This is a genomic window from Mesobacillus jeotgali (genome assembly GCF_002874535.1).
GTDB lineage: Bacteria > Bacillota > Bacilli > Bacillales > Cytobacillaceae > Mesobacillus > Mesobacillus jeotgali.
Map to the genome: position 1 here is coordinate 2441925 of NZ_CP025025.1, position 18497 is coordinate 2460421.

General features: G+C 38.4%; 22 protein-coding genes. 5 read left to right on the plus strand and 17 right to left on the minus strand.

Annotation, left to right across the window (positions count from 1 at the left end):
- Window positions 1–46 precede the first annotated feature (46 nt).
- On the plus strand, window positions 47–277 hold the full coding sequence (locus tag CD004_RS12300) for a hypothetical protein (RefSeq protein WP_102263034.1): 231 nt from the start codon (window positions 47–49) through the stop codon (window positions 275–277).
- A 49-nt stretch (window positions 278–326) separates the two neighbouring features.
- Here CD004_RS12300 and CD004_RS12305 read toward each other — a convergent pair whose 3' ends face one another.
- From CD004_RS12305 to CD004_RS12315, 3 genes are all read right to left on the minus strand, one after another.
- Window positions 327–1154: an STAS domain-containing protein gene (locus CD004_RS12305; protein WP_102263035.1), complete on the minus strand. Its 828-nt coding sequence runs from the start codon at window positions 1152–1154 to the stop codon at window positions 327–329.
- A gap of 151 nt (window positions 1155–1305) precedes the next feature.
- Window positions 1306–1581, minus strand: a complete 276-nt coding sequence (locus CD004_RS12310; protein ID WP_102263036.1) for a YkvA family protein — start codon at window positions 1579–1581, stop codon at window positions 1306–1308.
- A 178-nt stretch (window positions 1582–1759) separates the two neighbouring features.
- A complete protein-coding gene (locus CD004_RS12315; RefSeq protein WP_102263037.1) occupies window positions 1760–2521 on the minus strand; it encodes a MerR family transcriptional regulator in 762 nt (253 codons plus the stop codon).
- A 121-nt stretch (window positions 2522–2642) separates the two neighbouring features.
- On the opposite strand from CD004_RS12315, the gene CD004_RS12320 reads away from it, so the two are divergent.
- Window positions 2643–3287 (plus strand): alpha/beta hydrolase, encoded by a 645-nt coding sequence (locus CD004_RS12320; protein ID WP_102263038.1) that lies wholly within the window; start codon window positions 2643–2645, stop codon window positions 3285–3287.
- 17 nt (window positions 3288–3304) lie between these two features.
- A complete protein-coding gene (locus CD004_RS12325; RefSeq protein ID WP_102263039.1) occupies window positions 3305–4042 on the plus strand; it encodes a uracil-DNA glycosylase family protein in 738 nt (245 codons plus the stop codon).
- 27 nt (window positions 4043–4069) lie between these two features.
- On the opposite strand, the gene CD004_RS12330 is transcribed toward CD004_RS12325, so the two are convergent.
- The 10 genes from CD004_RS12330 to CD004_RS12370 form a co-directional block, all read right to left on the minus strand.
- Window positions 4070–4705 (minus strand): hypothetical protein, encoded by a 636-nt coding sequence (locus tag CD004_RS12330; RefSeq protein ID WP_102263040.1) that lies wholly within the window; start codon window positions 4703–4705, stop codon window positions 4070–4072.
- Entirely contained in the window at window positions 4695–5219 is a 525-nt protein-coding gene (locus tag CD004_RS12335; protein ID WP_233434860.1) for a sigma-70 family RNA polymerase sigma factor, read from the minus strand. The genes CD004_RS12330 and CD004_RS12335 overlap by 11 nt, the downstream gene beginning before the upstream one ends.
- A 127-nt stretch (window positions 5220–5346) precedes the next feature.
- Complete coding sequence (locus CD004_RS12340; protein ID WP_102265091.1) at window positions 5347–7632, minus strand: ATP-dependent DNA helicase; 2286 nt, start codon at window positions 7630–7632, stop codon at window positions 5347–5349.
- Between the two features lie 293 nt (window positions 7633–7925).
- Window positions 7926–8054, minus strand: coding sequence for a hypothetical protein (locus CD004_RS24450; RefSeq protein ID WP_264190894.1), 129 nt, complete (start codon window positions 8052–8054; stop codon window positions 7926–7928).
- A gap of 372 nt (window positions 8055–8426) precedes the next feature.
- Window positions 8427–9647, minus strand: a complete 1221-nt coding sequence (locus tag CD004_RS12345) for a tetratricopeptide repeat protein (RefSeq protein ID WP_102263042.1) — start codon at window positions 9645–9647, stop codon at window positions 8427–8429.
- A gap of 180 nt (window positions 9648–9827) precedes the next feature.
- The gene (locus tag CD004_RS12350) at window positions 9828–11108 is read right to left on the minus strand and encodes a S8 family peptidase (protein ID WP_102263043.1); all 1281 of its coding nucleotides are present in this window, start codon (window positions 11106–11108) and stop codon (window positions 9828–9830) included.
- Window positions 11109–11538: 430 nt separating this feature from the next.
- Window positions 11539–12285, minus strand: coding sequence for an STAS domain-containing protein (locus CD004_RS12355; RefSeq protein ID WP_102263044.1), 747 nt, complete (start codon window positions 12283–12285; stop codon window positions 11539–11541).
- Window positions 12272–12934, minus strand: coding sequence for a cobalamin B12-binding domain-containing protein (locus CD004_RS12360; RefSeq protein WP_102263045.1), 663 nt, complete (start codon window positions 12932–12934; stop codon window positions 12272–12274). Before CD004_RS12360 ends, CD004_RS12355 begins: the two co-directional genes overlap by 14 nt.
- Window positions 12935–12945: 11 nt before the next feature.
- Window positions 12946–13314, minus strand: a complete 369-nt coding sequence (locus CD004_RS12365; protein ID WP_102263046.1) for a hypothetical protein — start codon at window positions 13312–13314, stop codon at window positions 12946–12948.
- The gene (locus CD004_RS12370; protein ID WP_102263047.1) at window positions 13311–13616 is read right to left on the minus strand and encodes an antibiotic biosynthesis monooxygenase family protein; all 306 of its coding nucleotides are present in this window, start codon (window positions 13614–13616) and stop codon (window positions 13311–13313) included. The genes CD004_RS12365 and CD004_RS12370 overlap by 4 nt, the downstream gene beginning before the upstream one ends.
- Window positions 13617–13764: 148 nt before the next feature.
- Here CD004_RS12370 and CD004_RS12375 point away from each other — a divergent pair, with 148 nt between their 5' ends.
- Window positions 13765–14550 (plus strand): GNAT family N-acetyltransferase, encoded by a 786-nt coding sequence (locus tag CD004_RS12375; protein ID WP_102263048.1) that lies wholly within the window; start codon window positions 13765–13767, stop codon window positions 14548–14550.
- A gap of 264 nt (window positions 14551–14814) precedes the next feature.
- On the opposite strand, the gene ltaE is transcribed toward CD004_RS12375, so the two are convergent.
- On the minus strand, window positions 14815–15840 hold the full coding sequence (ltaE, locus tag CD004_RS12380; RefSeq protein WP_102263049.1) for a low-specificity L-threonine aldolase: 1026 nt from the start codon (window positions 15838–15840) through the stop codon (window positions 14815–14817).
- A 135-nt stretch (window positions 15841–15975) separates the two neighbouring features.
- Between ltaE and CD004_RS12385 the strand changes: the two genes are divergently transcribed.
- Window positions 15976–16401 (plus strand): CBS domain-containing protein, encoded by a 426-nt coding sequence (locus CD004_RS12385; RefSeq protein WP_102263050.1) that lies wholly within the window; start codon window positions 15976–15978, stop codon window positions 16399–16401.
- 44 nt (window positions 16402–16445) lie between these two features.
- Here CD004_RS12385 and CD004_RS12390 read toward each other — a convergent pair whose 3' ends face one another.
- The 3 genes from CD004_RS12390 to CD004_RS12400 all read right to left on the minus strand — a co-directional run bounded on the left by CD004_RS12390 (window position 16446) and on the right by CD004_RS12400 (window position 18484).
- Window positions 16446–16910 carry an STAS domain-containing protein gene (locus CD004_RS12390; RefSeq protein WP_180321251.1) on the minus strand — a complete coding sequence of 155 codons (465 nt, stop codon included), beginning with the start codon at window positions 16908–16910 and terminating at the stop codon, window positions 16446–16448.
- A gap of 126 nt (window positions 16911–17036) precedes the next feature.
- Entirely contained in the window at window positions 17037–17174 is a 138-nt protein-coding gene (locus CD004_RS24090; protein ID WP_170029979.1) for a hypothetical protein, read from the minus strand.
- 701 nt (window positions 17175–17875) lie between these two features.
- Window positions 17876–18484, minus strand: a complete 609-nt coding sequence (locus CD004_RS12400) for a hypothetical protein (RefSeq protein WP_102263053.1) — start codon at window positions 18482–18484, stop codon at window positions 17876–17878.
- Window positions 18485–18497: the final 13 nt, after the last annotated feature.

Sequence of the window (18497 nt, forward strand, 5' to 3'; positions counted from 1 at the left end):
TGTGGCTGGCGGGTCTAGCACGTCCTGTGCCTCGGAGGGCCGACCGGTGAAGTCGTTCTTTGACTTCATTGGGCGGACCGAAATAGAAAAGTATAGCCGACTGTTCAGAAACACAGGAACTGGAGACTCCGACAAAGAAGCGCTTTTTGCTTCTGCCGGCGGAGTTGAAGTTTCGGAGTTTCTAGGAGGCGACACTAGACAAGCGACTCGAGGGGCTAGGCGCTGGAGCTGGATTAAGAAAACTACATTTAGTTATACACAACTAAATAATTATTAAATTACTAAAAAACAACAAGAATAAAAGGCTTTCCACAGGAAAGCCTTTTTTATTTCTCCTCAAGAGCCTGGGCCAGGTTTGTTCGAACTTCTGTTTCATTAAAAGAAAGTCCGAGCTGTACGGCTGTTTGGGCAATTTCTGGCCTGATTCCAGATAGAGTTGTCTTCACGCCTATAAGTTTCAATGCATCCAACAGCTGGAATATCTTGTGTGCAACCATTGTGTCTATCATCGCCACACCGGATAGATCGACAAACAAATGGTGTATTCCCCTTTGACTGCATTGTTTCAGAGTGTTTTCAAGGATCATTTTTGCCCTGGATGTATCAATATCTCCAATAAGAGGCAGCAAGCCTTGTTGGTTGCTCAAAGAGATGACAGGTGCACTTAATTCGTTGATTGTCTCCTGCTGGGCTTTCAAAACGGTTTGTGAGTATTTATATGTAGCTTCAACAAATCTTAAAATGACTTCATCCATTTCTTTAAGGATGACGTCATACCAGTCATCCACTTCTTTTCTCGTTATCTCTGGATGTACCTCCGCAAATTTTCGGACATAGTCAAAATACTGATTCCTGACGTTCTTAAATTCCCTGATAACATAATGGATAGGCGTATTAATATGTTCAATATCACTGGCAATTTCGATAATCCACGGTTCAAAGTCCTGGAAAAATTCTTCTTCCCCTTTTTTAAATAATTCAATAAAGTGCAAATGAAAATCATGGTTTTGCTCTTTTAAAGTTTTTATGACATCAGGTTCATTTGAAGCATAAACACCTGCTGTTTTAGTTTTATCAATATTTTGATACCATTCTTCTGTTAAATTACGGGTGTTTTCTTTTAAATATAAATATAAGTCTTGATTCTTGTGCATTGAGCTCCCCCCATCTGGAAATGCACTACTTAGTCTGTAAGAAATGTGCAAGGTAGTTGTGCTTTTGAATTATATCAAAGATCTTCCCGTTTAAGAAATTTAAAGTGGTTGTTAAATCAACCCATGTAATATCGGTTTTATCTATCTGTTTTTAATCTAGTCTGTGTTTTTCCTTTAACTCAGGGGGAGCCATCTTTATTATTTGTTGGAAAATGATAAGCAGCACACCTACATCATCTACGATCCCTATCAGGGTTAAGAAGTCGGGGATGATATCGAACGGCAGCAGAAAATAGCCGATAATCAAACCAACTGAAATTAATTTTTGCTTTACTGGGACCATTTTAGAAGTAAAGAACTCTATTAAAAAAGGGAAAAATCTTTTTACTTTAAATATAAGCCTAATTCTTTTGAAAAACTTTTTCATAAAAAACCTCCTTCATACTAGTAATACCCTCATTCACTTTTATGGAATCTTTAAACATCTAAGCAGACAAAAGAACTGTAACGCTTTATCTTTATACGTAGGAATTAAAGATTTGTTTCAATCAGAAACAAATAAACAGCCAATATCAATTGGCTGCTTCCGAGCTTTATAAATCGATTTACTTTTCTTGCTGATCGCAATAGTAATGAATTGCTTCTTTAAAGAAAGCCGCTAGTCCTTGTTCGTATTTGTCTATATTTTTCGTGAACCGTGGATCATCCACATATAAATCCCCTAGACCACGGTATATATCCAGTGTGCAATCATAATAATGATCAGTGATAAACTGTCTCCAATCCGCTACTGCCCGCTGTACTCCCGGGTCTTCAGGACCTTGGTCCATTCCGGCAATGATCCGGTTATAAATTTCATCTGTCTTATTCTTGATTTCTCCCCAATCTTCAGAAGAATACCCAGCGGTCCTCTTTTCTACTTTTTCGACAGGCTCCTTTCCGTATCGCTCCTTCGCTTCCTCGCTATATTTCTTCTGATGTTCTTCGATTTCCTTCATATCAAACCCTTTGAACATATCTTTATTCTCCATTTGATAACCTCCTTCTATTGAATCAATTGTCATTTCCACTGTCCGGATGATCTCTTCAAGACGCTTTTTTTTTGCTAAAAGCAATTCTTTATGCTTTCTGAGATTTTCGTTACGGTTGAACTCTGGCCGATCAATAATGTCTTTGATTTCATGAAGAGAAAAATCCATTTCCTTGAAAACTAAAATTTGCTGAAGGCGCTCAAGATTTTTATCTGAATAAAGTCTGTACCCAGCAGAGGACACCTCTTCAGGTTTGAGTAAACCAATACGATCATAATGATGCAAAGTACGCACACTTACTCCTGTCGTTTCCGCAACTTCTTTTACTTTGTACATATCTCGATCACCTCCACATTTAGATCGTAAACTATGACGCAGTGTCAGAGTCAATATATTTTTTAATTCCATATTCTGAAAATTCATGTATAATAGAGAAAACTTTTAAGGAGACATGTAAATGTATACGTTTACCAAAGATTCTGTCGCCGGCTACAAGAATTTGCGAGTACCATTTCAGCTTATCAAACAGAATAAGCAAGCAAGTTCCCTAGCTGTCATGCTGCCTGGAAGAGGATATACTGTCCAGGGACCATTATTTCATTATTCTACTGGAGTCTTTTTAAATAAAGGTTATGATGTTCTTCATGTTAACTACGATTACAATACTGTTCAATCAGAATCGTTAACCTTGGAAGAAGAAATCAAGCAAATCACGCAAGACGTAAATTCAGTACTTGACCAAAATCTTATCGACCAGCCATACGAAACTTATACTTTAATCGGAAAATCACTGGGAACCATCGCGCTATCTTCAATAGTAGACCGGATTTCATTAGAAAACGCAAAGGTTATCTGGCTTACTCCGCTTCTTCAATTGGATTATGTTATGGATAAGATGCTTTCATCGTCACAAAATGGTCTTTGCATCATTGGTGATGAAGATCCATGTTTTATATCTGATAAATTTGAGAAACTTAATGAAAAGGAAAATATGAAGACACTTTTACTGCCTGGAACAGAACACAGTCTCAACTATGCAGATCGGCCAGTTGATTCGATTGATGTCCTTAAAAAGGTCATAACTGAAATTAGCAACTTTTAATGTAATGGGGGATAAGCATGAACCAGCTGGAGAAATACTACAAGAAAATTGCAAATCTCCCTTTAAAAGAAAGTTATAGTCGAGGCGAATTATTAACTTCGGATTTTATGATGGCCAAGGAAAATAACATTGAAATTTACTATTGCACACATAACGAATATGTCAATAAAAAGGCCAGAGTGTTCATAATAGGAATTACACCCGGTTTTCAACAAATGAGTAAATCGATTGCGGTTGCCCGACAATGTTTAGAGGAAAACCTTTCACTTGATGAGGTATCTTATATTTGTAAGCGTGAGTCAAGGTTTTTTGGGGTACTTCGCAGAAACATCATTCAATTGCTCAATGATTTAGATCTGAACAACGTGTTGAATTTGGAATGCTGCGAGGAGCTTTTTAACGTTAAAGATTACCTGCTTCATACTACTTCTCTCATCCCTTATGCTGTCTTTATCAATGGCAAGAACTACACTGGACACAGCCCGAAAATCATGAAGAATAAATTATTGACTTCTTTTCTGGCAGAATACTTTATGCCACAGGCTGCCGTACTTCAAAATTCATTGATTGTCCCGCTTGGTAAAGGCGTCGAGGAAATCATAGCCGATTATACGCGAGCAGGCATAATCAACGAAAATAATGTCTTGTCCGGGTTCCCACACCCTTCAGGTGCGAATGGCCATCGCCTTCATCAATTTAATAATAATAAAGAAAAAATGAAGAGAAAGATTAATGATTTTTTTCAAGAACGATAAAAGACCAATAATCTTGGTCTTTTAAACTTACTCAAATGGAATTTCTTCCTGATATGCTTTTTTGTATTTGTTCAGCATTTCTTCTTTATGTGCATCACTTTCGATCATTATGTCTCCGTAAACCGGAACAACTGTATGCCAGTTTTGCTCCTCATTCATCCTGGATATAAATAAGTAGCTTTCTCCTTCTTTGAGCAGCTGGTCATTTTCCGCCAGTATCAGGTTTTTTCCTTCATAACCCCCTTGCTGGTTGACTGTAACCTTACCTTGCAATTCACCCTTAATGTTCTCTGCTACTTCCACTTTGAACTGTGTTTCAAGCAATCCATATTCATCTGAAGATCCTGACATCTCAACTACCTTTCCAATGAAAACATGATCAGCCCAGCCGACGAGCCTTTTAGTGTCTGTCACATCAAAGGCATAACTTGTTTGAATCCTTTGGATGACAGGATTTTTAGGAGGTTGATCAGAAATCAATCCCGGACCGGCGATTCCCAAAGCTATCATTGCAACAAGACCTGGGGCAGCGAAGGCAAACCATTTCTTTCTGTTGCTTTCCCCCATCTCAGCTTTTGCCTTTTGAACCCCTGCCTTGCTCCGTTTGCTTAATTCTCTTGGTATATCAATTTTGTTCATTTCTGTATGAATTTTATTGCTCATATGCCTCATCTCCCTTCAAATCTTCTCGAAGCTTTGCCAACCCGCGGTACAATATTGTCTTTGCTGTACCTAATGGGATATTTAGTGTTTCCGAAATCTCTTTTAATGTCATTCCTTGATAAAATCTAAGCAGGATCACACTTTTTTCATCCTCCTGCAATTCATCGATCATTCCTTTTAATGTGATTTCTGATGTCAGATCTTCATTGTGGACTCCGGAAAGATACTCATCAATATCAGGCTTTAGCGTCACAACATTCTTCCTCTTTCTAAGAATGTCGAGAGAACAGCTGATGGCAATTCTCATCAGCCATGTTTTAAAGTATTTGGGTTCTTTCAGTTCCTTAATGGACTTGAATGACTTGTAGGCTGTTTCCTGAACTACATCCAAGGCGTCATTCTGGTTTTTCACATATATAAATGCCATTCTGTATAGATCTTGCTCATATTCCTGGAAAAGCTCCAGAAAGGCTCTATCATTACCCTTCTGTGCTTTTTTTATCAATTTCAACAACAGGTGCACCCCCTTGTTCTCTTTCTTAATCATTAGACGGAAGTTTCGCCTGTTTGGCTTTACTTTCCTTTGAAAATATGAATTTTTTTAATATAAAAAAACATCCCGCAAGAAGCAGGATGTAACCCTAAATAATCGTAAAGCTTTTCCATACATCGGGCAGAAGAGACTGATATTTGAACTGTAAATATCGATCATCTATTAATAAAATCGTGCCGGTATCTTTTTCTGACCGTATGAGTCTCCCGCCAGCCTGTAGCACTTTGTTCATGCCTGGATAAACATAGGCGTAATCATAGCCATTTTTTCCCGTAGAGGAAAAATGCTGCTTGATTAAATCCCGTTCAAAACCTATCTGGGGCAGACCAACACCCACGACAATTACTCCATTCAGTCGGTCACCCTTTAAATCCACTCCTTCTGAAAAAATACCTCCCAGGACGGCAAATCCTACTAATGAACCTGATCCATCTGCTTTAAAGGATTCCAGAAACGCTTCACGTTCGGCATCTGCCATTCCTATACCCTGTACAATTGTAGGAATGCCGTGATTGCCAAGATTCCATTCTTCCAATATCGAATTAAGATATTGGTAGGATGGAAAGAAGATTAAATAGTTGCCTGGATTACTCTGAATTGTCTCAGACAATGTTTTAACTATTGGCTTAATTGAGTTTTCTCTATCTTTGTATCTTGTCGATAGGGACTGAATCATTACATTGGATTGTTCACTTGAAAACGGGGAAGGAATACGGAGAACATAATCATTTTCGTCTCCACCCAACATATCCATGTAATAACCTATTGGACTCAAAGTCGCCGAAAAGTAGACACGGGACTTAAATGTTTTGCCTGCTTGTTTTATTAGATATGAGGGATCAAGGCAAAATTGCTTTAATTTAACTTCATTCCTTTGAACCTCTGCATATAATATGAACCTTTCGTCAAATAGCTTGCTGATTCTTTGCCAGTTCTGCGCAGCGAAATAGGTTTCAAGCAAAAGCTCAGAATTCCCTGGACTCTCTCTTAGCAATTCTTTTTCGGCATGGTCAATAAATTCCAGCACTAACTGATTTATCTCCGCAAGTGGTTCCTTGAACTCAACCGTTTTTGACGGTTCAGCCTGTTTCCTGATTTTGATAAAAAAGTCGTTAAGCTGCTTGGAAATATCATGTAAATCCTTATTTCTCCCTTTATACTCTCTTTTAAGCTGCAAAAATGGCGCCTTTTCCAAAGTGGAGGAAAACATATCCCTCCCCCTGTCAACCAGGTTGTGGGCCTCGTCAACAAGAAGCACAGTTTCCTTTTTATGATCATCAAATAAACGCTTTAAAGATACTTTTGGATCAAATATATAATTATAATCGCAAATGACTGTATCAGCTGCATATGCAAGATCCAGAGAAAATTCAAAAGGGCAAACCCTATGTTTGAGAGCGTATTTTTCAATACAAAGCCTGTCTAAAGAGTTTTCATTATGTAGAATATCGAGTATCGCTTCGTTTATTCTGTCATAATAGCCATCCGCAAACTCACAATGCTCCTTGTTGCATATCCCTTGTTCAGTAAAGCAGACCTTGTCCTTTGCCGTTATTGTTACTACATTCATATGAAGGCCTTTGGCAGACAGTTGACTGAAAGCTTCCTCTGCTGTTTGTCTTGTCGTTGTTTTGGCAGTCAAATAAAAAAGCTTTTTCAGGTGGTTTTCGCCAATTGCTTTGACAGACGGAAAGATTGTGGATATTGTCTTACCGATGCCTGTAGGAGCACTAGCGAAAATAGTCTTTTCTTCCTGGATTGTTTTATACACCGAACCAGCAAGCTGTCGCTGTCCCTTGCGGTATTGAGCAAATGGGAAATCCAGATCTTTTATACTCTGGTTCCTTTTCAATTCATGCAATAAACGCAATTTAGCATAAGGAGCAAATACAGAAACCATGTTCAATATGGCTTCCTTTAGCTCACTAATTGTCCGGGTTCTTATGAATCTTTTCTTTTCACCGGAGGATTTCTGTACATAAGTAAGCTGGATATCGATACAATCTAGTTCATGTTCCTGCATGTACATATAGCCATAGCATTCAGCCTGTGCCCAGTGTGCAAGATTGCTGTCCTCATTAATCACGTCAAGACTTAAAGAGGTTGACTTGATTTCATCGATGATAATACGACCGGCATTTAAAAGAACTCCGTCACATCGTCCTTCAAGAATATAATAAAGTGTTTCATACTCTATTTCTGTCTTTAAAAAAACTTCACTTTGATCATGTTCGTTATATGTATTTTGAACTTCACGATGGATTCGTGAGCCTTCAGTAAAAGATGAAGCAGTCCTGAACCCAGATACGATACTCCCACTTCTATGTACGTACTCAGCCAAAGTTCTTACCGGTATCTTGATTTGATTCTTCATCCAATCACCTGGCCCATAAAATATATTCTCATTATAATTATAGTACATACGTTCTGATACATCCAATAAAAGAACAAAAAGCGCAAGCGCCTCGTTCAGCCCCGACAAGCGGTGGAGGGCCGACCAGTGAAGTCGTTCTTTGACTTCATTGTGTGGACCGAAGCGACTCGAGGGGCTAGGCGCTGGAGCTGGATTAAGAAAACTTAATGTATTTAGCCACACCTTGATAACTTTATAAATTCCTTAACCATAAAAAATCCGTCCCAGTGAATTCTGGAACGGATTAATATCTTTTACCAATGGCGTGTATTTTCAAGTAAACGATCAATTTCAATTTGGTTCAGTGTAAAACTTAGATCAGTTTCAGCTATCTCCGTTGTCTCATCCAACAGCTCGTCAATATCCATGCTAATTGTTCCCATACCGAACCTCCTCATTTATTTCAGCTAGACAGAATGTATGTCTGGCTTCGTGAAAATAGTTCGTATATTGTATGAGGGTTCTGGGGGTAATTTAACGCAGTGAAAATTTTCCCAAGTTGTTAATGATTTGAAATCAATACTTTAAGACGTTTTACAAAAGAAAACTCGAAGACACAAGAATCACTTTATATGGAATCATATAAAGTTCTATCCATCTTAATTTTACCCTTAAAAAACAAAAAGGCCTATAAGGCCTTTTTGGTAGCTACTCATGCTGGAGGTAAAATTGGCGGCATGCCCGCAACTAATACACCTAGTGCTATAGCACTTGTCATTAATGCAGTTAACATCTTTTTCATATGAATTTCCTCCTTAATTGATTTTTTCTATATATTTTACTGCTTGATCAAATCTTCCCATCTGTCGATAGTGATTTGATAGCATTTTGTAAAACCAAATTAATTCTTCACTTTTACCATCGCTTTCTTCAAGAAATGGTATTACCTTGGTTTCTGAGTAGTCGAACGATTTTTCTGGAGCATCCAAAGTCATTAAATAATAATTTGCTAACATTCTATACTTTCGGTTTTCCGAATCCTTAGATAATTTGAATACTTCCTCAAAGGCTTCCCTAGCTTTTTCTTCATTTTGCAGCTCATATTGGATTTCTCCAATAGAATATAGAGTAATTAGATAGTGTTGTGTTCCTTTTCTTTGTAAAGATAAGCTTTTCTCAAAAAAGAAAATGGCCTCTCGATAGTTCCTAAGCTTTTTTTGAAGGTATCCCATATTGTGATATATTTCAGGTAATAATTTCTTTTCCTGTAGAATCTCTGCGTTTCTGATGAGATTTTTATAGCAATCCTGGGCTTCTTCATAGATCTTAGAATTAGTGTAGTTGATACCAAGCAACATCAACACATGTAGGATTCTTTTAAAATTGTGTTGTTCCATAAATTCTTGCAGTGCCATCTTCCCATAATAAATGGCATAACCTAAATCTTCCGGAGAAGTTTTAGCCAAAGCACGATGATATAGTAATTCTCCATCAGGTATGTCGAACTTTGATCCCCTGCCAATGGTATCTAAAATCTCATCTGCTTTCTTATATATTCTCTTCTTTAATAACATTACAGCATGCAGATAGGAAAATAAAGCCATTTGAGGTTGGGAAAATATTTTCTTTTGTTTCTTTAATAATTCATATTGTTCTTGGGCTTCGGTAAATCTATGTTTGAATATTAAATACCTGAATTTGGTAAGTTCATATGTATGTAGATTTGAAGTGAAAGGAATAATTCCTTCAAATTCCTTAAGCATTTCCATTGCTGTATCTGCTTCTTCATCTTGGATATAATCAATTTTTTCATTAAGTTCAACTATAAGCTGCTTAATCTGTCCTTCATTTTCCGTAATGGATGAAAGGTTGACACCAAGTCTCTCAAGCAATAGGCCCATTGTTTCTTCATTGGCTTCCTTCGAATTGCTTTCGATTTTGCTTAAATGGGGAACTGAACATATGCCATTAGCCAGTTCCTTTTGTGTCAAACCTTGTTGGATCCTATAAAATTTAATGAGTGGTCCAAACTGCATACGTTCACCTTCCGTTTACTTTTAATCTACCATCTTTTCAGACGTTTTAAACAGTCCGAAAGTACTATTTTTTAAAAATTCTATATTTTATAAATTATTTCTTCATATAATACAACAATTTATTAAATAAAGCCACCCGGATCGATCAACCCGGATGGCTGGCAAAGTTGTCATCTTACATTATCTTACGCGTGGGAAACCAAAACCAGATGCATAATCATCTCCAGTTGCAGCTCCTGTTCCACCTTTGATGTCATAAAGCTTCGCGCGTCTTTGGATTTCAGAACGAAGCTGAGAGTTACTCCAAGACTTATTCGCAGACCATAGCTTGGCGGCAAGACCAGAAATGTGCGGCGTTGCCATTGATGTACCGCTCATTGTTGCATAGTTACCATCTACAGCTGTTGAATAGATACCGCCGCCTGGTGCTGCAACTTCAACATCCTTTTCCTGGATGTAGTAGTCGCCGTCAGTATATGGGTTACCACGAGAAGAAAAGTCAGATACTTTATGTGTTCCATTTACGAATGCATTATCCAGCGACGCTACCGCGATCGCATTAGTTAAGGCTCCAGGATATCCAATCGTATTGGCGCTTGGTCCACTGTTACCTGCTGCCGCTACAACTAAAGCTCCTCGGCTGTATGCATAGTCAACTGCACTTGCAATCATTGAATCCTTACCGCTTGAACCTAATGACATTGAGATAACGACTTTAGTTCCTGTACGTACACCTTCGTCTGCAGCATGACGGATTGCACCTGCGATATCATCTGAATATCCTGAACCATTATCGCCTAATACTTTGTAGCCCCAAAGTTCTGCTTCAGGTGCGACGCCATACACTCCTGCTCCATCATATCCACCATTGGCAACAGCTGTTCCAGCAACATGTGTGCCGTGGCCTTGACGGTCAGTACATGATCCATTGACCAATGAAGAATATGATTGGGTGAAATCCTTACACTGTTCAACATTGTCAGTCAAATCAATGTGGTTTCGGTTGATGCCTGTGTCAAGAACAGCAACCTTAATTCCATTCCCACCGCTAGTAGATTGAATGTAGTTATCATTATAGATCGCTTGAATTCCCCAAGGAGTCTGGTCAGATGGATAAGATGCCTGAGCGGTGTAATCACCTTTTCCTTTACCATTGCCACTCCCTTCAACACGAGCGTCAATTGTGTGGATACCAACCTGAGAGACTTCAATATTTTTGTTCTTTAACAATGCCTGATATTGCTTGCCGTTTACTTCTGCTGTAAATCCTTGATTGCCAAAATCCCATCGCTTGCCATATTGTTCTTTCACTTTCGCTTTTTCTGCACTCGGACCCTTAATTAAAACTCGATAAGTATCCTGGCTTTCTTGCACTCCTGCTCCAAAAGCCCCTGTCGCAAACAACGAAACACCCATTGCTAAACTAAGTACAGCGGATCCGAGAATTCTCTTCTTCTTCATTCTTTTGCTCCTCTCACCTTTGAAAATTTTACAGCTTGCCGGCTGCAGAAATAAGTATATTTTAAATTTTCAGCCAATATCAACTCTTAACTGAGCCTTTCTGTTTGGGAAAAATGAAATACAAAAACACAGTTTCGGCGCATATTTGGAAGCGGATTACCATTTATATTTCCAATTTAAAAACATGTTACCGACATGATAGTTAATTTCTGATCAATGTTTTACTTCCTTATATACCTTTAAATTTAGTACGGTATGCGATTACAAAAATGCAAAGAAGAACTGGTAAATCCATGAACCGAACATATTGGGAAACCGCTTGCTTTAAAAAGATTTCATAGAAAAAAAGACCCATAAAACAAGCTCGAATTCACATCATTTCTCGATGTTAAATAAAAAAACACTCCGATAATTTATCGAAGTGTTCATTCTATATTGACTTGTTAAATGCTTTGCTGAGACTATTTAGGAATGGTACATCCGGGACTGTTTTTGAATTATTAAGATAAAAAGCATGATTTGGCTTAATCCCAATAATACAAGGCTGAAGCCCCATTAACTGCAGTTCCTTAACAAGTGAAACGAATGCTTCTACTCCATCGTTTGTTAATTCTCCGACACCATTAAAATCGAACAGAACCTCTTGATAGTCCCCTTCTTGTGATTTTTCCAATACCCTCTTTTCATTTTGGCCGATCAATTCAACATCCAGGTTCCCAAAAAGAGGCACCAATGCCGTTCTTTTAGTTAACTTTATGAATGGGCAAGAAAGACTTTTAATCTCGAAAAGAGTTTTTTCAACCAACTCTTTCTTTTCAAGCAGCTCTAGATTTGTGTCTGCCAGCCGTTTACGGTGTTTATCAACAATACCTTCTAATTCCAGCAGGCGGTGGTCCTTTTCAATACAAATGATATGACCCCTATTTCCACTCCAATTTACACTAATGTCAAACAGGGCATATGGGGATTCTTTGGTCTTCATGGTCAATTCCCCTTCTGCCCTGCTTTCCTTATTTCCCAATATATATTTTATTTTGCCATGATTTTCCCAATCCACTAGATCAAGGAAATTTTTACTAATATAAAATATTTCTGAGCTTACTTGAGAAAAATCATGGATATTAAATTCACGATCTATTAAAAAATATGGCTGTGGCAGATATTTAAGATCCGACATTTGAATTCACTCCATGGTGATGACTGTCAAGCCAATCTATTATGTCTTCAAGATCCTTAAGGAAAAGTGTCCGTTCAGAGCCATATCGTTTAAATTCATACTGACTTAACAACCGTCCTCCAATAATTACAACTGGGTGGTTTGGAAGCTCTTCTAATTCTTTTATATAAGGTCGAAGTTGTTCTGCATGGTATAAGATTGAAAAAGAAAGGCAAATAGCATCCGGTTTCCACTCTTCAGCTGCTTTTTTGACATATTCCAGCGGAAGGTTCGGACCATGGAATTTAGTTTCCCAGCCGTATTCACTAAATAGCTGGCTAGCCATTTTCAAACCAAGATAATGCTGTTCATTTTCAACACAAAGAAACATCGCTTTTTTCCCAATTGGGGATATTTGCTTATCTTTTCCATTTTGCCAATTGTAACGTGCCAATACATAATCACAAGTAGAAGTTGCCAAATGTTCATCCGCGACTGTGATTTTGTTAGTTTCCCATAAGTGACCGATATGCCTCATTGCAGGTGTAATGAGATTTTCATAAATATACAAACTGTCTTTCGAGGCCTTTCTCTCATCTTCTATCAGTTTCCAAGAGGCATCCTGGTCGCCTTTGAGTAAAAGCTGCGAAAGCTTTATAGCCTTTTCCATGTCACCTCACCTCATTCATTTATTATTGCATCATCTGATAACGAATTAATCGCGCTTTCAAGCATGTTGATAAATACTCTGGAAAGTTTGTCATCATCTGACTTTTCTAAAGCGCCGATCAATCTTTGAAAATTATCAATTAGATGTTCTGTTTTCATTCCCCTGGAGGTAAGGATTCCATTAAGCCAATGGGCATAATCAACGAAGTATTTTTGCTCATCCATGCTAGCAGCGGTTTGGAGATACTTTATATGATGCTCATTGTCCTCTTTGCACTTTTGCCTTCCGCGTTCTCCATATTTTTCGAGCAAGATAGGATAATCCCTATAAATGCCGTCGGTAACTTCTTCGATAATTGAATTGATTAATGAATGATTCATTCAGCCACCACCATGTATCGTCCAACACTTGGACGAATTGATGCTAGTTCCTGGTCTGGATAATTCTTCTCAAGTTCATGAACTTTCTTATATGCGTCACTTGTAATGTACTTTATATAATTTTCCTTTGTATCCCAGCAGATTTGAACGGTCAATTCTGATGGTGTTTGTTCGTTTTGAAGCAAATGAAAGGAAATGAATCCTTCATACTCATCTACCAATCTAGATCTTTTTTGATAGATGCCTATCACTTCATCAACCTTGCCTTCTGGTATGTTCACAGTTGAATGAACGATATACATACTCCATTTCCCCCTATTTCCTTTTAAGACATAGTGCAATTATACATTTCTAGTAGTATTCATTCAAATTTATGACTTTAAAAAAAGACTTGTATTTTTCTAACATTTAAAATAATATACTTAAAAGCTTTGAAAGGGAGAAAATGGTATGATTAGAAAACTAAAAGCAAGTGATAACGAAAGGGTTATGGACTTTTTAAGAGATGAAGCTGCATTGAACCTCTTCATAATTGGTGATATTGAGGCGTTCGGCTACGATTCTGATTTCCAGGAGCTATGGGGTTTTTTTGGAGAAGATCATGATTTATCAGCAGTTTTGCTTCGGTTCCACAACTCTTTCATACCTTATGCTAAAACTGGCACAGTACCCGTGAAAGAATTCTCCAAGATAATAAAGTCATTCCCTGATAAAATTTTCTTATCTGGAAAGAGTGATTTGGTTGAAAAATTCGAGAATATACCCGGGCTTGAACTTGGTAAAAAACAAGTAACCTATTTCGCTGAGTGTAATACTGATGAGTACTTCGGACATACAGACTATGAAATTAAGAAAGCAAATCCTGAAGATGTTGACCGAATCATCGAATTAAGATCTGGGATTGAAGAATTTTATCCAAATCCAAATGCGCGAGAAATCATATTGCAATCCCTCAAAACAGGTACCGGCAGAACCTATTACCTTGAGCAGGAAGGACAAATGGTTGCCTCAACATCCACGGCTGCAGAAAACTCAATGTCAGCAATGATCGTTGGGGTATGTACTCACATCGATTATCGACGAAAAGGACTTGCAACTGCTGTAATGCAGAAACTTTTCAAAGACGTTATGAATGAAGGAAAGATATTATGCCTCTTTTATGACAACCCTGACGCAGGCCGGATATATAAGCGGTTGGGCTTCGTGGATATCGGGATGTGGACCATGTATCGTTGAGAACAACAAGCGTAAGTGCCTTGTTCTGCCCCGGAATGCGCTGTCCTGCTAAACCGCCACGTCCTCCCAAAAGCTACCGCTTTCGGTCGTGCGAGGAAACGCTTCGAAGCTTTCCTTGTCCTGTGGCTGGCGGATCAACACATCGTGGGCCACAGAGGGGCTAGGCGCTGGAGCTAGATTAAGAATACAACATGAAGCTTTCCTCAACTGAGTAAATGTCCTCACCAATAAATAAAGCTGGATGTGAGCCATCCAGCTTTCGTCTTATTGTCTTGCTACCTTGGCGATTGCATCGATTGCCTTCTGGATTTGATCTTCAGTTACATCATAATGGGTTACGAACCTAACAAAAGTGGGCCCAAACGTACCCGAGATGACTCCTTCAGAACGCAGTCTCTCGACAAAAACATCAGAAGTGATGTTCAAGCCTTCTACATCTGCGACGACTATGTTTGTTTCGGGCTGCCTGGCAAGCTTCATTCCAGGGATCGCTTCGATTGCTTCAGCCAAAACCCTCGCATTCCATTGGTCTTCTCCAAGTCTATCCTTCATCTTTGTCAGAGCAATCAAACCAGGGGCAGCAATGACACCTGCCTGCCTCATACCGCCACCAAGGCGCTTTCTCCATTTACGCGCTGTCGTAATAAAATCAGCATCACCGGCTATGATAGAGCCAACCGGAGCTCCCAGTCCCTTTGAAAGGCATATTTGAACTGTATCTGTGTTTTTAGCAAATTCCTTCACATCAACACCTGCAGCTGCTGCGGCATTGAACAATCTTGCACCATCAAGATGAACAGGCACTTTATTGGCTTGTGCAATACTATAGACTGCTTCCATATTTTCGACCGGAATGACTGCTCCTCCTGCGCGGTTGTGAGTATTCTCTAAACAGATCAGGCCTGTTTCAGGATAATGGATATCCTCAGTTCGAATCGCATTAAAAACATCTTCTGGCTCCATTGCTCCTCTGAGACCTGGAATGGTCCTGGTCTGGACACCTGCAAGGGCAGCTACAGCACCTGATTCATAATAAAAAATATGGGATTCTTCCTCCAATAGCAACTCCTGCCCTGGTCGACAATGCGTTAGAACCGCTATTTGATTCCCTTGTGTACCACTTGTTACAAACAGGGCTGCTTCCTTGCCTAATATTTCAGCTGCAGTTTCTTCCAACTCCCTGACTGTAGGATCCTCTTTATAGACATCATCACCCACCTCAGCAGAGTACATAGCTTTACGCATTTCCTCAGTAGGTTTCGTTACAGTATCACTTCTTAAATCAATCATTATTTTCCCCTCGTTCCTATGTAAATTTTTTATTTATTCATATTTTAACAACTCAACCTGCAAAAAACTAACAGTTTCTCCTTGATAGCATTCGGGTATTCCTTATATAAACACTAAATAAAGGAGGAATACATTATGAATATTGAAAAAGTGATGACAAGAGAAGTAGAATATTGCAGCCCTGAAACACCCATTCATGAGGTGGCAGCAAAAATGAGAGATCTCGATGTTGGTGTCATGCCAATTTGTGAGGGGGACCAACTGACAGGACTTGCTACCGACAGAGATATTATTCTGAAGGCTGTTGCTGATAACACTTCAATGGAATCACCCATATCTGAGATAATGACAACTGATCCAGTGAGGGGAACTGTCAATATGACTGCCGAGGAAGCTGCGGACTTGATGGCGGACGTACAAATTCGCAGGCTCCCAATCGTTGAAGACGGAAAGATGATTGGAATCGTTTCATTGGGAGACCTTGCCGTAACACATAAGCTGGATGATGAAGCAGGACAAGCTTTAGAGGATATCTCAACTCCTTCAGAACCCGAGAAGTAAATTATCGTGAAATAACCCGTCAGGAAAAACCTGGCGGGTTATTCTTATTCAGAAATTTTTCTGAATTCCATGCCCTTTTGCTTCATCAAATGTTTTAATGCTGCTTGAAAGGTTGAAAAAGATTCTGCTTCTAATTTTATTCCATCAAGGACCATCCGCTTGACCAATTCTGGATTCATTCCTACAAATAAGGTTTTGACACCCATCAATGAGATCGCAGACGCCATCTCATGAAGCTCCCTTCCTATTTCTTCAAGGCATACATCCTCAATTCTTTCTCCACTTATATCAGTTAAGTCTATAATTGCCGTTTCAATGTCTTTATTATGGATAAAGTTAAGAATTTTTCCACGTATTTTATCAAAACGCTCTGATCGAATTAACCCTGTAATAGGTATCAATATTGTTTGAGGAACAATAGAAGGTATAATTGGCGCGGACATTTCAGAAATAATCGTCTCATATTCTTGAATTTTTCTCTCTAGCTCCTCGAGCCTATCTGTTTCCAAAATTCCAACCCCCCGGTGACGTAAAACTCTCCCTGCTTTTACTATGATACCTTTTGAGGAATTTTTTGTATAGAAAAAACTGCTTCAATCAAAGAAGCAGTAAGTAAAAGGTCACCCTATTGATTCTTAATTTATAACATTTATTAAATGCATGATATCTTCGTAAATCTGCTCTTGATATTCATTATCACAACATCTTTTATAATCATCAATCAAACGTCCGAGTTCTTTTAGAAAGATTAACTTTTCCTCTTCATTAATCATGGTGAAATTCTCCTTAACAGGACAAAAGTCATGTGTGTGGTCTAACTCATCATAATTTACTGATTAAAACAACAATAACTTTTCCAGACTATATTATTATATTTTGTATATATGGAGAAACTATTCATAATGAAGTTCAAAAGTTTAAATTAGTTTAAGAAAGGAGAACCCATGTTACATAATATATTCAGGCTGTGTATGCTGCTAATATCTTGGTCGACATTATTGTTATACCCCAAACGTTTATTAAAGCGGTTTCTTCCTGTCACGATATTTGTTACAGCATTAGTTTCGATATTATTGGTATTATCACACCCATATAAACTATGGAAAGTCTCAGGTGGTATCGGAACCCGAATTTTCAATGATCTTAGTTTTACTCTTGGCCCTTTTTTTGTTACAAACCTCTGGGTGTTCCGCCTGGCCTACGGAAGCCTGTGGCAGTATTTAGGGATTAATCTTGTGATTGACTATTTATTAGCATTTCCCCTCACAAAGCTTTTCAAGAAAATAGACATATATCAATTAGAGAGACTGAAACCACTGCATTTTCTCAGTATCATTTATTCATTTGCTATTTTCGCTTACGGATTCCAGTATTTTTTTCAAAAGTCTAGAAGATAAATGCAGCTCATCTCAGTTCGCCTGAATGCTTGAATTCAAAAAAACCCTTCCAATAAATTGATGAAAGGGTTTTTCGTCTATTCTTCATCTGTAGTGATATTCTCCATGACCAGTTCGACCCCTTTTGCATTCTCGATATAATTGATTACAGGGTCAATTTCGTTTCTAAGTTTAGGAGTCAACGGCAATTCAATTCTTTTATCTTCATAAGTGAATATCACTTTTTCAGGTGTTAAGGTACCACCCTCTTTTTTGTTGATTTGTTTCATTGCGGTAATTTCTTCCCATGAATATTCAGTTTGTTCTAATTTCCAGAGCTCATCATAATACAAGCCATCCTTGTCCATATAATAATAATTGTCAATACTTAAGTAACCACCTGCAGCCAAGAACAACATAGTGAAAGCAGCGGCAATAAAAACATTGAAACTTCTCTTTCTCGATTCATCAGTTTTGAAAAGATAAATGGCCATGATGATCAGTAACACGGGTATAATCAGTAACACCGCAATCATTGTTATATATGATGACATCGGGCTGTCAAAAAACCAATGCGAACGATCTAGGTAAACTGAATTGTGAATAAATGATACGATAAATATCCCAATTGGTACAGATGCGAAGAGCAGGATAACAGCGACTGTTATAAGCAAACTCCCGGCACGGTCAGCATTATGTGCACTCAAAATCTTGTTCCCC

Coding starts and splice junctions, on each gene's coding strand:
- CD004_RS12305 (WP_102263035.1), bottom strand. CDS start 1,154: ATGCACAAGAATCAAGACTTATATTTATATTTAAAAGAAAACACCCGT.
- CD004_RS12310 (WP_102263036.1), bottom strand. CDS start 1,581: ATGAAAAAGTTTTTCAAAAGAATTAGGCTTATATTTAAAGTAAAAAGA.
- CD004_RS12315 (WP_102263037.1), bottom strand. CDS start 2,521: ATGTACAAAGTAAAAGAAGTTGCGGAAACGACAGGAGTAAGTGTGCGT.
- CD004_RS12320 (WP_102263038.1), top strand. CDS start 2,643: ATGTATACGTTTACCAAAGATTCTGTCGCCGGCTACAAGAATTTGCGA.
- CD004_RS12325 (WP_102263039.1), top strand. CDS start 3,305: ATGAACCAGCTGGAGAAATACTACAAGAAAATTGCAAATCTCCCTTTA.
- CD004_RS12330 (WP_102263040.1), bottom strand. CDS start 4,705: ATGAGCAATAAAATTCATACAGAAATGAACAAAATTGATATACCAAGA.
- CD004_RS12340 (WP_102265091.1), bottom strand. CDS start 7,632: ATGAAGAATCAAATCAAGATACCGGTAAGAACTTTGGCTGAGTACGTA.
- CD004_RS24450 (WP_264190894.1), bottom strand. CDS start 8,054: ATGGGAACAATTAGCATGGATATTGACGAGCTGTTGGATGAGACAACG.
- CD004_RS12345 (WP_102263042.1), bottom strand. CDS start 9,647: ATGCAGTTTGGACCACTCATTAAATTTTATAGGATCCAACAAGGTTTG.
- CD004_RS12350 (WP_102263043.1), bottom strand. CDS start 11,108: ATGAAGAAGAAGAGAATTCTCGGATCCGCTGTACTTAGTTTAGCAATG.
- CD004_RS12355 (WP_102263044.1), bottom strand. CDS start 12,285: ATGTCGGATCTTAAATATCTGCCACAGCCATATTTTTTAATAGATCGT.
- CD004_RS12360 (WP_102263045.1), bottom strand. CDS start 12,934: ATGGAAAAGGCTATAAAGCTTTCGCAGCTTTTACTCAAAGGCGACCAG.
- CD004_RS12365 (WP_102263046.1), bottom strand. CDS start 13,314: ATGAATCATTCATTAATCAATTCAATTATCGAAGAAGTTACCGACGGC.
- CD004_RS12370 (WP_102263047.1), bottom strand. CDS start 13,616: ATGTATATCGTTCATTCAACTGTGAACATACCAGAAGGCAAGGTTGAT.
- CD004_RS12375 (WP_102263048.1), top strand. CDS start 13,765: ATGATTAGAAAACTAAAAGCAAGTGATAACGAAAGGGTTATGGACTTT.
- ltaE (WP_102263049.1), bottom strand. CDS start 15,840: ATGATTGATTTAAGAAGTGATACTGTAACGAAACCTACTGAGGAAATG.
- CD004_RS12385 (WP_102263050.1), top strand. CDS start 15,976: ATGAATATTGAAAAAGTGATGACAAGAGAAGTAGAATATTGCAGCCCT.
- CD004_RS24090 (WP_170029979.1), bottom strand. CDS start 17,174: ATGATTAATGAAGAGGAAAAGTTAATCTTTCTAAAAGAACTCGGACGT.